This is a genomic window from Cellulomonas sp. (assembly GCF_036279715.1).
In the GTDB taxonomy this organism is placed as follows: Bacteria; Actinomycetota; Actinomycetes; order Actinomycetales; family Cellulomonadaceae; genus Cellulomonas_A.
In genome coordinates, this window is sequence record NZ_DASUIR010000105.1 from 1 (window position 1) to 12,753 (window position 12,753).

At 73.9% G+C, this 12,753-nt stretch carries 12 protein-coding genes and 1 tRNA gene; 9 read left to right on the plus strand and 4 right to left on the minus strand.

Annotated elements, in window-relative coordinates:
- Nucleotides 1–344: penicillin acylase family protein (locus VFW79_RS10165; RefSeq protein WP_329677191.1), on the plus strand; the 344-nt coding region annotated here is incomplete at its 5' end.
- Here the strand turns inward: VFW79_RS10165 and VFW79_RS10170 are convergent.
- The gene (locus VFW79_RS10170; protein WP_329677192.1) at nucleotides 322–975 is read right to left on the minus strand and encodes a 5-formyltetrahydrofolate cyclo-ligase; all 654 of its coding nucleotides are present in this window, start codon (nucleotides 973–975) and stop codon (nucleotides 322–324) included. The genes VFW79_RS10165 and VFW79_RS10170 overlap by 23 nt on opposite strands.
- A gap of 75 nt (nucleotides 976–1,050) precedes the next feature.
- On the opposite strand from VFW79_RS10170, the gene glp reads away from it, so the two are divergent.
- The 4 genes from glp to VFW79_RS10190 all read left to right on the plus strand — a co-directional run bounded on the left by glp (nucleotide 1,051) and on the right by VFW79_RS10190 (nucleotide 4,140).
- Nucleotides 1,051–2,280: a gephyrin-like molybdotransferase Glp gene (gene glp / locus VFW79_RS10175; protein ID WP_329677193.1), complete on the plus strand. Its 1,230-nt coding sequence runs from the start codon at nucleotides 1,051–1,053 to the stop codon at nucleotides 2,278–2,280.
- Nucleotides 2,280–2,876 (plus strand): GNAT family protein, encoded by a 597-nt coding sequence (locus tag VFW79_RS10180; protein WP_329677194.1) that lies wholly within the window; start codon nucleotides 2,280–2,282, stop codon nucleotides 2,874–2,876. The genes glp and VFW79_RS10180 overlap by 1 nt, the downstream gene beginning before the upstream one ends.
- A 72-nt stretch (nucleotides 2,877–2,948) precedes the next feature.
- Complete coding sequence (locus VFW79_RS10185) at nucleotides 2,949–4,013, plus strand: hypothetical protein (protein WP_329677195.1); 1,065 nt, start codon at nucleotides 2,949–2,951, stop codon at nucleotides 4,011–4,013.
- A 54-nt stretch (nucleotides 4,014–4,067) separates the two neighbouring features.
- Nucleotides 4,068–4,140 (plus strand) — tRNA-Ala (locus VFW79_RS10190).
- A gap of 80 nt (nucleotides 4,141–4,220) precedes the next feature.
- Here the strand turns inward: VFW79_RS10190 and VFW79_RS10195 are convergent.
- Nucleotides 4,221–5,135, minus strand: a complete 915-nt coding sequence (locus VFW79_RS10195; RefSeq protein WP_329677196.1) for a DUF4349 domain-containing protein — start codon at nucleotides 5,133–5,135, stop codon at nucleotides 4,221–4,223.
- A gap of 179 nt (nucleotides 5,136–5,314) precedes the next feature.
- Between VFW79_RS10195 and VFW79_RS10200 the strand changes: the two genes are divergently transcribed.
- On the plus strand, nucleotides 5,315–6,802 hold the full coding sequence (locus VFW79_RS10200) for a family 20 glycosylhydrolase (RefSeq protein ID WP_329677197.1): 1,488 nt from the start codon (nucleotides 5,315–5,317) through the stop codon (nucleotides 6,800–6,802).
- Between the two features lie 3 nt (nucleotides 6,803–6,805).
- Here VFW79_RS10200 and VFW79_RS10205 read toward each other — a convergent pair whose 3' ends face one another.
- A complete protein-coding gene (locus tag VFW79_RS10205; RefSeq protein WP_329677198.1) occupies nucleotides 6,806–8,497 on the minus strand; it encodes a dolichyl-phosphate-mannose--protein mannosyltransferase in 1,692 nt (563 codons plus the stop codon).
- 124 nt (nucleotides 8,498–8,621) lie between these two features.
- Between VFW79_RS10205 and rsmI the strand changes: the two genes are divergently transcribed.
- Nucleotides 8,622–9,494 (plus strand): 16S rRNA (cytidine(1402)-2'-O)-methyltransferase, encoded by an 873-nt coding sequence (rsmI, locus tag VFW79_RS10210; RefSeq protein WP_329677199.1) that lies wholly within the window; start codon nucleotides 8,622–8,624, stop codon nucleotides 9,492–9,494.
- A gap of 99 nt (nucleotides 9,495–9,593) precedes the next feature.
- Here the strand turns inward: rsmI and VFW79_RS10215 are convergent, their stop codons facing one another.
- Nucleotides 9,594–10,214 carry an isochorismatase family protein gene (locus tag VFW79_RS10215; RefSeq protein ID WP_329677200.1) on the minus strand — a complete coding sequence of 207 codons (621 nt, stop codon included), beginning with the start codon at nucleotides 10,212–10,214 and terminating at the stop codon, nucleotides 9,594–9,596.
- Between the two features lie 89 nt (nucleotides 10,215–10,303).
- On the opposite strand from VFW79_RS10215, the gene VFW79_RS10220 reads away from it, so the two are divergent.
- Both VFW79_RS10220 and VFW79_RS10225 read left to right on the plus strand, forming a co-directional pair.
- Nucleotides 10,304–11,485, plus strand: a complete 1,182-nt coding sequence (locus tag VFW79_RS10220) for an aminotransferase class I/II-fold pyridoxal phosphate-dependent enzyme (RefSeq protein WP_329677201.1) — start codon at nucleotides 10,304–10,306, stop codon at nucleotides 11,483–11,485.
- Between the two features lie 44 nt (nucleotides 11,486–11,529).
- Entirely contained in the window at nucleotides 11,530–12,732 is a 1,203-nt protein-coding gene (locus tag VFW79_RS10225) for a PQQ-dependent sugar dehydrogenase (RefSeq protein WP_329677202.1), read from the plus strand.
- Nucleotides 12,733–12,753 lie beyond the last annotated feature (21 nt).

Consider the following 12,753-nt stretch of genomic DNA (forward strand, 5'->3'; position numbering starts at 1 on the left):
GAGGTCCCTCGCTGCCGGCGTTCGTCCGACGCCTCGTCAACCCGAGCCCGCTCGGCGTCGCGGGCAGCTCGGCACTCGTCGACGCGACGAGCTGGGACGCGTCAGCGGGCTCGTTCACGGTGACGAGCGCGCCGTCGATGCGCATGGTCGTCGACCTCGGCAACCTCGACGGCTCGACCTGGGTCACCCTCACCGGGACGTCGGGACATCCGGCGAGCGTCCACTACACCGATCAGTTCGACGCGTGGGCCAACGGGCGCACGTTCTCGTGGCCGTTCACGCAGGCCGCGGTCGCGACGGAAGCGCGGGACCGGCTGACGCTCAGGCCGTCGTCGGGCGGCTGAGCAGCTCGTGCCACTCCTGCGGCGTCGCGACGGCATCGACAGGGCGGTCGTGCAGCTGGCGGGGCAGGGGGCGAACCTCGGCGTCGTACAGCTCCTCGGGGAAGACGACACCGATGACGCGCACGCCGGGCCGCAGGTTCTCGAGCGCGCGGTCGTACCAGCCGCCGCCCTGCCCGAGCCGCGTCCCGTGCGTGTCGATCGCGAGAGCCGGGGCGATCACGACGTCGGCCTGTGCGAGGGCCTCCGGGCCGAGCGTCGGTGAGCTGGGCTCGGGCGGGCGACCGGGCGCACGCTGGCGCAGGTCGTCGGCACCCGCGTACTCGGCCCAGTCGCGCTGGAGCCCGGCGCCGAGGACGGGCAGCAGCACACGGACGCCGCGCGCCGCGAGCCGGTCGAGCAACCAGCTCATGTCGGGCTCGCCCGGGCGGGACGCGTAGAGCGACACGCAGCGCGCGTTCGCCACGTCGGGAATCGTCTCGAGGACGTGGGCGAGGGCCTGCCCGGCCTCGGTGCGTCGACGGGGGGAACGCTGCGCACGGGCCTCGCGAATCGCGGTGCGCAGCGACTCCTTGAAGTCCTCGATGTCCGATCCGTCGCTGACGTGCGGATATGGCTGGGCATCGGTGCGCATGCCTCCAGTCTCTCAAATGCTTGACCCGCCCAGCACCAGCACCGGTCAGGACCCGACCCGGGGCACAATGCGGGCATGAGATCCGTCCAGGACCACCTGGCGGGCGTGCTCGCCTCCGTCGGCCCCGTCCCGCCGCTCGACGTGGTGCTCGCCGATGCCGTCGGCTGCATCCTCGCGGCCGACGTCACCGTCGAGTCCGACGTCCCGGGTCTTCCGGTGGCCGAACGTGACGGCTACGCCGTGGCTGCCCACGAGACCGCGGACGCGGGGTTCGCGGGCGGGCGGTCCCTGCCCGTGGCCCACGACGTGCTCGCGGGTGCCGTCGCCCCGCTGCGGCTCGCGCCGGGACAGGCCGTCCGCATCGCCTCGGGGGCACCGATGCCGCTCGGTGCCGACGCCGTCGTCCCCATCGAGGAGACCGACCGGGGCTCGGCGCGGGTGTCGCTGCAACGGCCCGCCGTGCCCGGCCAGCACGTGCGCACCGCGGGGTCCGACGCGCGCGCCGGCGACGTGGTGCTCGAGGCGGGCACCCGGCTCGGCGCCCGTCAGCTCGCGCTCGCCGCGGCTCTCGGTCGCGGGCGGCTGCGGGTCTTCCCCAAGGCGCGGGTCGTCATCATGTCGATCGGCGACGAGCTCGTCGAACCGGGCTCGCCCCGGCGCGACGGTGCCGTGTACGAGGCGGACGGCCACGCGCTCGAGACCGCCGTGCGGGATGCGGGGGCGGCGGCGGTCCGGGTCGGCATCGTGTCCGACGATCGCGCGATCCTGCGGGAGGCTCTCGAGGACCAGCTCGTGCGCGCGGACCTCGTGCTGACGACCGGGGGTCTCAGCGAGCTGGCGCGGGACACGATCAAGGACGTCCTGGCGCCGCTCGGCACGGTGCGGTTCGACCACGTCGCGATGTCGCCCGGGCACCGGCAGGGCTTCGGGACGATCGGTGGCGGGCTGCGGGACGGCGCTGTGCCGATCTTCGCGCTGCAGGGTCACCCGGTCGCGGCCCAGGTGTCGTTCGAGGTGTTCGTCCGTCCCGCGCTGCGGGCCATGGCGGGTCATGCGGACCTGTTCCGCCCGTCCGTGACCGCGGACGCGACGATCGGCTGGTCGTCGCCGCCCGGGCTCCGCCAGTTCGTGCCCGCGCTCGTCGTCGGTTCACCGGCCGAGGGGTACCAGGTGACGCCGGTCGGGGACCCGGGCGTCCTGTCGGTCACGGCACTGTCACGCGCCAACGCGCTCGCGGTCGTCGGGGAGCAGGACGTGACGGTCCACCCCGGCCAGCGCGTGCACTGCCTCGTGCTGGAGGGCTGATGGCGGTCGGATGGCCCGCCTCGCTGACGTCCGGTGACGTCCGCCTGCGACCGTTGCGACGGTCGGACCAGCGGACGTGGATGGCGCTGCGGGCGCAGAACGCCGCGTGGCTCGAGCCGTGGGACGCGACCTCGCCGGTCCCCGTGCGCGGCCCGCGGCCGTCGTTCGGGGAGTTCGTGCGGTCCCTGAGCTCCCAGGCGCGATCGGGCTCGTCGCTGCCCTTCGCGGTCGACTACGAGGGGCTGCTCGTCGGCCAGCTGACCGTCACGGGCATCATCTACGGGTCGTTGCGGTCGGGCTCGATCGGCTACTGGGTCTCCCAGCACGTCGCGGGTCGCGGCATCATCCCGACCGCCGTCGCGCTCGCGACGGACCACTGCTTCGAGGTGCTCGGCCTGCACCGGGTCGAGGTCAACATCCGTCCCGAGAACGCGCCGTCGTTGCGGGTCGTGACGAAGCTCGGCTTCCGCGACGAGGGCCTGCGCGAGCGGTACCTGCACATCGGGGACGAGTGGTGCGACCACCGGTCGTTCGCCCTCACGACCGAGGACGTCCCGGGCGGACTCCTCCACCGCTGGCGCGCGTCCGCGACCTAGATCGGGCGGGTTGCGGGCGACACGCCGCCGCCGGTCCCCGGGGCGTGGGTACCCTGCACCTACCGTCATGACGTGACCAACAGTCCCGCCGGTGTCGTCACCCTCGCGGTGGCGGGCCTGTGGGTCGCATACCTGGTGCCGCAGAAGCTGCGGCACCGTCAACAGCTGCTCGAGTCGCGGACCGATGATCGCTTCTCCGGGGCCCTGCGTGTGCTCGCCGTGACCGACCACACCAGTCGGACCGCACGGGTGAGCGACTCCCGGGCCCGGTCAGGTGCGACACCGGACTGCGCAGCGACAGCGGACAAGCGCGTCGGGCTGCTCACCCCGGGCCGGGGAGTCCCGCTCGTGGCGATCGGTGGGGCGAACGGAGGCAGTGCCGTGGATCGACCGCACGGAACGCAGGACAGGCTCAGCGCCGACGCGGCCAGACGCGCGGCGCAGCAACGCGCTGCTCAGGTGGCTGCTGTCGCGCGCCGCGGTGCGGCTGCCCGCCGCCGTGCGGTCCTCGCCGTCACGCTGCTCGTCGCGAGCATCGTCGGGTGGTCGGTCACCGGCCTGACCGCGGTGACCGTCGCCGCCGGGATCGTGCCCAGCGTGCTGTTCGTCGGGGTGCTCGTGCTCGGCCGCCGCGCGGTGGTCGCCGGCCAGGCCGCGGACGTCGAGTGGGAACGTCGCCGCCGGGAGCACGCGCTCGCGCCGGCCCGAGCCAGCGCGCACGCGCCCGCAGTGACCGGTCGGGCGGTGCGCCCGTCGGACTCGCACACCGAGGTCTTCGCCCGGATCCTCGACCAGGTGGACGGCGGCCCCGCGGCTGCGACCCATGACACGTCAGCCGACGCGAGCACCGTGGTCCGCCGCAGCGCACGCCCGGGCGCACAGGCCGACGGCGAGAGCGCCGAGGACGAGTGGTCGCCCGTCCCGGTGCCCCGTCCCACCTACACGCTCAAGTCGCCCGCGCCGCGCCGCGAGCCCGCGCCGCTCGGCGAGGTCGAAGGATCCACCGAGATGCGCGCTCCCGTCGAGGCGCCCGCGATCGTCGAGGCGCCTGCCGCGATCGTCGAGCCGCCCGCGGGCACGACCGGCTCGATCAATCTCGACGAGGTGCTGGCACGCCGCCGGGCCGCGGGGGAGTGACCGCCACGATTTCGTGACGGACCGACTCCGGGTGTTAGGGTGTTGCCCGCTTGAGGGGCTGTGGCGCAGCTGGTAGCGCGCCTCGTTCGCATCGAGGAGGTCAGGGGTTCGAGTCCCCTCAGCTCCACCCTCACCAGGGCGGTCGCCCCGCGGAGACGCGGGACGGCCGCCCTGTGGCATGTCATCCCCCGGTCGAGGCGCGGCGCGTCACAGCGCAGGCGGCGCGGCCCCCGCCGCTGGCCCGGCCACGACATCCGCGGGTGCCCGACGGCGTCGCACCCACCGCACCGAGGCCGCGACCGCCAGGGTGATCACGCCGGCGAAGACGAGCCACGGCAGCAGCACCCCCACGACGAGCACGAGCGTGCCGAGCATCGCCACGAGCGCGTCCCACCCCGCAGCGAGCCCGCCCAGGAACCCGTGGGTGGCCGGCTCCGGGGCGTTGCCCGGTGTGGACAGGGTGATGTCGAGGGTTGACAGCGCGACCTGCTCCGCGAGGCGCGCACGCTGCGACTGCAGGCTCTCGAGGTTCGCCTGACGCTCGGTCAGGGCGTTCTCGGCCGCGATGAGGTCGGCGTTGGTCGTCGCGCGGGAGAGGAGGTCCTCCATGCGGGCGACCGAGAGCTTCAGGGCCCGGATCCGGGCGTCGAGGTCCTCTGCGGTGCCGGTCACGTCCTGGGCGGACAGGTCGACCTGGTCGACCCGGCCGATGTCCTCGAGCTTCGCGAGCGCCGACGTCAGGTCGTCGGACGGGATGCGGACCGTGAGCTGCGCGAAGGCGTCCCGGCCCTCGGCAGCGGTCTGCTCCTTGCGCGCGTCGACGCGGCCACCCAGGCCCTCGACGAGCGCCACGACAGCGCTCGCAGCCTTGCGCGGGTCGTCGACGGTGAGCTGGGCGGTTCCCGTCGTGATGACCTGGCGCCCGGCGGCGTCGGCGGCGACCTGCCCGGTCCCCGAGTCGGCCTGAGGCGCGGCTCCCGACAGCGCGCTGCCGTCCTTGCCGGCGCTGCTGTCGGCTTGCGAGGTCGAGCTCCCGCTCCGGGCGGCGGAGCACCCGGCGAGCAGGGCGACCAGGACGAGGGTCACGACGGCGGTACCGCGGAGTCTCGCGAAAGTCCTCATGCTTCGACCGTAGGGCTCGGCCGTGCGCCCCGGGCCGACGTGACCCGATCGTGACGGCTCCGACACCCGATCGACGCCGTCCACCCTGACGTAGTGTGCTCGCCAGGCTCGGCGCACCACGCACGTCATCGACGACGCGCGTCGCGAGAGACGCGCGCCACCAGACCAGGAGGACCGCAGTGCCCGAGGTGATCGGCGTGATCCCGCGTCCGCGTGTGTGCGAGCCGCTCGACGGGCCGCCGTTCGAGGTCACGGCGAGCACGGCGATCGTGGTCCGGCCGACCCCCGAGGAGATCACGCTCGCGGTCGTCGTCGCCGATCTGCTGAGCACGGGTGCCGGCTCGCCCGTCGAGATCCGGTACGTCGACGACGGCCACGCCGGAGTCATCGCGCTGCGCCTCACGCCGGACGGCGGCCCCGCCGACGACGAGCGCTACACGCTGACCGTGACGTCAGCCCGCATCGTGATCGACGCGCCCCGCCGGACGGGGCTCGTGCGCGGCCTGGCGACCCTGCGCCAGCTCCTGCGCCCCGTCGGGACCGGCGCGGGTCGACGGCTCGTCGCGCCCGCGGTCCACATCGAGGACGAGCCGCGCTACCGGTGGCGCGGGCTGTCGGTGGACGTCGCCCGGCACTTCTTCGGCCTGGCCGAGCTCAAGGTCCTCGTGTCGCTGCTGACCCGATACAAGCTGAACGTCCTGCACCTGCATCTCACGGACGACCAGGGCTGGCGTCTCGAGGTGCCGTCGCGTCCGCTGCTCACGGAGCTCTCGGGGGGCAGCGCCGTCGGCGGCGACCCGGGCGGGTTCCTGCGCACCGCCGAGTACGCGGAGCTCGTCGAGCATGCGGCGGCCCGTGGCGTCACCGTCGTGCCGGAGATCGACATCCCGGGGCACGTCAACGCGGCCCTGCACGCATACGGCGAGCTCTCGCCGTCGGGGCGGCCCACGGACGTCTACACGGGCATCGAGGTCGGTTTCAGTCGCCTGAGTGCCGGGCTGCCCGCGACCGAGGCGTTCCTCCGGGACGTGTTCGCCGACGTCGCCGCGCTGACGCCGGGCGGGTACGTCCACATCGGCGGCGACGAGGTGACCGAGATGTCGGCGGAGGAGTACGCGCGGCTCGTCGGGATCGCCGCGGACGCGGTGCACGCCGCGGGCAAGCGCGTGGTCGGCTGGCAGGAGATCGCGTCCGTGCCGCTGTCGCCCGGGAGCGTCGTGCAGGTCTGGGACCACCGGCTGGACCCGACCGACGTCATCGCGGCGGTACGGGCCGGTGCCCGCGTCCTGCTGTCTCCGGGTCCGCACGCCTACCTCGACATGAAGTACGACGCGTCGACCGCGCTCGGCCTGGAGTGGGCCGGGCACATCGAGCTGCGCGACGCGTACGAGTGGGAGCCGTCGACGTTCCTCGCAGGCGTCGCGGCCGAGGCGATCGAGGGTGTCGAGGCCGCTGTGTGGACCGAGACGATCCGCAGCCTCGACGAGCTCACGACGATGCTGCTGCCGCGGCTCGCAGCGCTTGCGGAGGTCGCCTGGTCCCCGCCCGAGCGCCGCGACTGGGCGGACTTCCGGGCGCGCGTCGCCCAGCACGGAGCGATGTGGGACCGGGCGGGCTTCGCCTGGTACGCGAGCCCGCAGGTCGACTGGGTCCCGGGCCCGGCTTGACGGTCAGATCCAGCTGGGCAGCCACATGTGCATGTGCCAGAACGAGTACGGCACGACCCAGGCCGTCCAGATCGGGTAGAAGAACGCGCTGACCACCGCGATCAGCGCCACGAACGCGCTGACCCACACGATCGCGTGACGGCGTCGGACGGGGTCCTGCCCCTCGCGCGGCCCGACGACGAGCCCGAGCACGTACGTCAGGGTCAGGACGACCCAGGGCGTGAACGCGATCGAGTAGAACGTGAAGATCGTCCGGTGGGAGTACGCGAACCAGGGCAGCCACCCCGCCGCGATCCCCGAGAGCACCGCGCCCGCGCGCCAGTCGCGGTTCAGCACGAGGTAGCCGAGCGCCACGAGGACGGCCGCAGCGGCGCTCCACCACAGCAGCGGGTTGCCCAGCGACGTGATGGCCTGCGAGCACGAGCTCGCCCCGCACGCTCGCTGCGCCGCTTCTCCCGTGAGACCCGAGACCGACGACGGGTAGAAGTAGGACGTCGGGCGCCACTGGACGATCCAGCCGAGGGGCGCCGCCGCGTACGAGTGCGGGGTGACCAGGTGGTTGTGGAAGTACCACATGTCGGTGTGGTACTTCCACAGGGAGCGCAGCGCGGTCGGCAGCCAGGTGACGCCCTGGCCGGGGTTCTGCTCGGCCCAGTGGCGCATGTAGCCGCCCGAGGAGCGGAACCAGCCGAACCATGAGGCGAGGTACGTGGCGGTCGCAAGGACGACCATCGTGATCCCCGCGGGGATCGCGTCGCGCACCAGCGCCGAGACGTGCCACGGTCGCACGCCGACCGCGCGACGGGCGGTCGCGTCCCAGAGGACGCTCAGCAGGCCGAACACGGCCAGGAAGTAGAGCCCCGACCACTTCGTCCCGATGCACAGCCCCAGCAGGACCCCCGCAGCGAGCCGCCACCACCGCCACCCCAGGCGTGGGCCCCAGCCGAGGTCCGCCCCCGAGTCGAGGATCGCGGCGGCGCGGTGCGCGAGGCGGCGCCGGGCCTGTTCTCGGTCGAGGATCAGTGCGCCGAACGCGGCGAGCGCGAAGAACATGACAAAGCCGTCGAGGAGTCCGATGCGCGAGTGCACGATCGCCTCGCCGTCGATCGCGAGCAGGAGGCCCGCGGTCGTGCCCAACGCCGTCGAGGCGAACATCCGGCGCGCGATCCGGGCGACCAGGAGGACGGCGACGATCCCGGCGATCGCGGGGCCGAGCCGCCACGCCGCCGAGCTCGTGACACCGCCGCCGAGCTGGATGCCGAGCGCGATCATCCACTTGCCGACGGGCGGGTGGACCACGTACTCGGGGTCGAACCCGAGCATGCTGACGTCGCCTGCCTCGAACCGGGGGTTCGGGTCGTCGCCCCACCCGGCCTCGTAACCCCGCACGAGCAGCGAGTAGGCCTCCTTGACGTAGTACGTCTCGTCGAAGACCAGGACGTGCGGTCGGCCGAGGTCCCACAGCCGCACGATCGCGGCGAGGGCGGTCACGGCGAGCGGCCACAGCCAGCCCAGGAGGCGCGCGCGCGGTGTGCTGTCGAGCGCGAGCGTGTGCTCCCCGAGCAGGCGGCGCAGGAGCCGGGTCTCGGTGGGCACGATGGGCTCGGCGGGCCCCTCCTCGACCGGTCCGTACGGCGAGGCGGGGACGAGGTCGGGGAGCACGGCTGCGTCGTCGTCGTCGGGGGTGCGCGGCACCCGGTCATCGTAGGGGGCTGTGCTGAGCCGAGGGCAGGGAACGCGGCGACCGCTCGCTCGTGGTTCAGGCGCCGCAGTGCCGGGGTGCGGGGCGGGCCGTCCGCGAGGTGGCAGGCTTGCAGACGTGACCCTCCCCGACGCAGCGCCGACCGGCCGGCTCGTCCTCGCGGCGACGCCCATCGGCAACGTCGAGGACGCGTCGCCCCGCCTGCGCAGGCTCCTCGCGGAGTCCGAGGTGGTCGCCGCCGAGGACACGCGCCGGCTGCGTGCGCTGGCCGCCCGGATGGGTGTGACGATCGGCGGCCGGGTCGTCAGCTATCACGAGCACAACGAGGGCGAGCGCGCGGGCGAGCTGCTCGACGTCGTCCGGGGCGGGGGCACCGTCGTGGTCGTGACGGATGCCGGCATGCCGTCGGTCTCCGACCCCGGGTTCCGGGTCGTCGCGGCGGCCGTCGAGGCGGGCGTGCCGGTGACCGCGGCGCCGGGTCCGAGCGCGGTGCTCACGGCGCTCGCGCTGTCCGGCCTCCCGACCGACCGGTTCTGCTTCGAGGGCTTCCCGCCGCGCAAGCCGGGCGAGCGCGCACGAGCTCTTGCCGAGCTCGCGACCGAGCGCCGCACGCTGGTGTTCTTCGAAGCACCCCACCGCCTGGGCCAGACCCTGGCGGCGATGGCCGACGCGTTCGGTGCGCAGCGGCCCGCCGCGGTGTGCCGCGAGCTGACCAAGACGTACGAGGAGGTCGTGCGCGGTCCGCTCGCCGACCTCGCGGCCTGGGCGGTCGCGGGCGAGGTGCGCGGCGAGATCGCGATCGTGGTCGGCGGCGACGTCGGGCACCCGGCGGCGACCACGGCCGACCTCGTCGCGGAGGTGCTGGCGCGCGCGGATGCCGGGGAGCGGCTCAAGGACGCCGTGGCCGACGTCGCGGAGACCGCCCGGGTTCCGAAGCGCGAGCTGTACGCGGCGGCCCTGGGCGCGCGCACCCGGTCGACCGAGTCGTGACGGGCGTCGCAGCCACCGGGGAGCTGCTCGAGGAACACGCCGACGGCCCCCGCTCGGCCCTGCAGGCACCCAGCGCGCAGGCGCGCTGAGCCGTCCGGCTCACACCGCGGACGACGCGACCAGCTCGACCCCGGCGGCGGCGAGCTCGGTGCGCGCGGCGGCGCCCTGCTCGGGGGTGACCGGGACCGTCAGGTCGGTGAGCACCCGCGTGGCCAGGCCGAGCGTGTGGGCGTCGAGGGCCGTGGCCTTGACGCAGTGCGACTCGGCGATGCCGACGACGTCGACCGCCTCGATCCCGGCGTCTCGCAGCACCGTCTCGAGTGTGCGGCCCCGCGGGTCCGTCCCCTCGAAGCCCGAGTAGGCGGCGGCATACGCACCCTTCCGGACGCTCGCGTCGGGGTGAAGGTCGGCGAGGGCCGGGTGCAGCTCGGCCTCGGCGGTCCCGGCGACACCGTGCGGCGGCCAGGTGTCGACGTAGTCGGGTGTGTCGCTGAAGTGGGCGCCCGGGTCGACGTGCCAGTCCTGGGTCGTCACGACGGCGTCGTAGCGGTCCCGGTGCGCCGCGGCATAGGCCGCGATGGCGCCGGCGACCGCGTTGCCGCCGGCGACCGCGAGCGCCCCGCCCTCGCAGAACGTGGGCTGGACGTCGACGACGAGCAGTGCGCGGCGGACGGCGTCGGTCGTGCCGTCGTCGGCTGGGGTGGGGTGGGTCGTGGTCATGGCCGGTGCTCCCGCGGGTCGTCGTGCGGCTGGGCGTTCCCACCTTCTCAGATCCGCGCGGCGTCGCCATCGGGCGCTAGCGTGCCTCTATGGAGTTCCGTCGCATCCCCGGTCTGCCGCCCTACGTCTTCACCATCATCGAGGCCCTCAAGCTGGACGCCCGGCGAGCGGGGCGCGACGTGATCGACCTCGGCTTCGGCAACCCCGACCTGCCGAGCCCGCCGATCGCCGTCGACAAGCTCGTCGAGGCAGCCCAGCTCGCGAAGAACCACCGGTACTCGTCCTCGCGCGGCATCCCCAAGCTGCGCCAGGCGGTCGCGGACCTCTACCTGCGGCGGTTCGGGGTCACGCTCGACCCCGAGACGGAGATCATCTCGACGATCGGTGCCAAGGAGGGGTTCAGCCACCTCATGTGGGTGCTGCTGCAGCCCGGCGACGCGGCGATCGTGCCGACCCCCAGCTACCCGATCCACATCTGGGGTCCGTACTTCGCGGGGGCCGACGCGCGGCAGGTGCCGATCGGCGACGGCGACGACGGGTCCGGGTACATCGACCGGGTCATGGAGGCGTGGGAGCTCGGCTGGCCGAAGCCGCGCGTCGTGGTGCTGTCGTTCCCGCACAACCCCACGACGACGACCGTCGACCTGCCGGACCTCCAGCGGCTCGTCGACTGGGCGCGCGAGCGCGACGTCGTCCTCGTCCACGACCTGGCGTACGCGGACATGTGCTTCGACGGGTGGACGCCGCCGTCGATCCTGCAGTGCGTGGGCGGCAAGGAGGTCGCGGTCGAGCTCTACTCGATGACGAAGTCGTTCTCGATGGCCGGCTGGCGCGTCGCGTTCCTCGTCGGCCGGCCCGACGTCGTCGGCGCGCTCGCGAAGCTCAAGAGCTACCTCGACTACGGCACGTTCCAGCCGATCCAGATCGCGGCGACAGTGACCCTCAACGAGGCCGTCGACTACCCGACCGAGCTCAGCGCCGTGTACGAGTCGCGGCGCAACGCGCTCGTCGACGGGCTCGGTCGCATCGGCTGGGACATCATCAAGCCGCGGGGCACGATGTTCGCCTGGGCCAAGATCCCCGAGCCCTACGCGGACCTGGGCTCGATCGAGTTCGCCGAGCTGCTCGTGCGCGACTGCGACGTCGCCGTCTCGCCCGGGATCGGGTTCGGACCCGGCGGCGACGGGCACGTGCGGTTCGCGCTCATCGAGAACGAGCAGCGCATCGCCCAGGCGATCCGTGGGCTGCGTCGGGGGCTCACCCGGCTCTGACGTCTCACAGGGACAGGGCCGACCTGTCCGGCGGGGGAGGACCGATGCGTGCGCCGAGTCGTCGCCTGACCGTCCGTGCCGCTGCGGGTCTCGTCGCGCTCGCAGGCGTCACGGCGTGCACCGCGGGCAGCCCGTCGGACGGCGCATCGTCGGTCGCGGCCTCGACCCCAGTCGCCACCGCGGCCGGCCCGACCGTGGTCCCGGTCCCTGCGACGTCGTCATCCTCCCCGGTGGCCGTGCGCGGCGAGATCGGCGACGTCCGCGAGCTGGCGACGGGGCTCGACGTCCCGTGGGGCCTGGCGTTCCTCCCCGACGGCCGCGCGCTCGTGACGCAGCGCGGCAAGGGCAGCATCGTCGCGGTCGAGGCCCGAGGCGCAGGTCCGGCGACCGTGAGCGAGATCAGTGGCCCGGGTGCCGCGACGATCCGCACAGCGACGGCGGCGCGCGGCGAGGGCGGGCTGCTCGGGATCGCGGTGCGGCCCGACGCGGACGGCACCGAGCGGGTGTTCGTCTACGTCACGACCGACCGGGACAACGAGGTGCTCAGCGCGCGCCTCGACGGCGCGATGCTCGGGGAGACCACCGTCGTGCTCGCGGGGATCCCGAAGGGGTCGAACCACGACGGCGGCCGCCTCGCGTTCGGCCCGGACGGCTACCTCTACGTCACGACGGGCGACACCGGCGACCGTGCGCTCGCGCAGGCCCCGGCGAGCCTCGGTGGCAAGATCCTCCGGGTCACGGCCGACGGTGCACCCGCACCCGGCAACCCGACGGCCGGCTCACCCGTGTGGAGCCTCGGTCACCGCAACGTGCAGGGGATCGGGTGGGCGGCGGACGGCCGGATGTTCGCGTCCGAGTTCGGGCAGGACACGTGGGACGAGCTCAACGTCATCGTGCCCGGCGGCAACTACGGCTGGCCGCTGGTCGAGGGCGACGCGGGCACGGCGGGGGACGGCTTCATCCGCCCCGTCGCCACGTGGGCGACCGACGACGCGTCGCCGAGCGGGCTGGCGGTCACGACCGAGGGCGTGTACCTCGCGGCTCTGCGCGGTGAGCGGCTGTGGCGCGTCCCTCTCCTGCCGGGCGCGGTCGGCACGCCGGGGGCGTTGCTGGTCGGCACCTACGGACGGCTGCGGAACGTCGCGGTCGCGCCCGACGGGTCGTTGTGGGTGCTCACGGGGAACACCGACGGCCGTGGCAACGTGCGCGCGGGTGACGACCGGCTGCTGCGCGTCGCCATCGTGTGACACGGGACTCCGACGACCGCA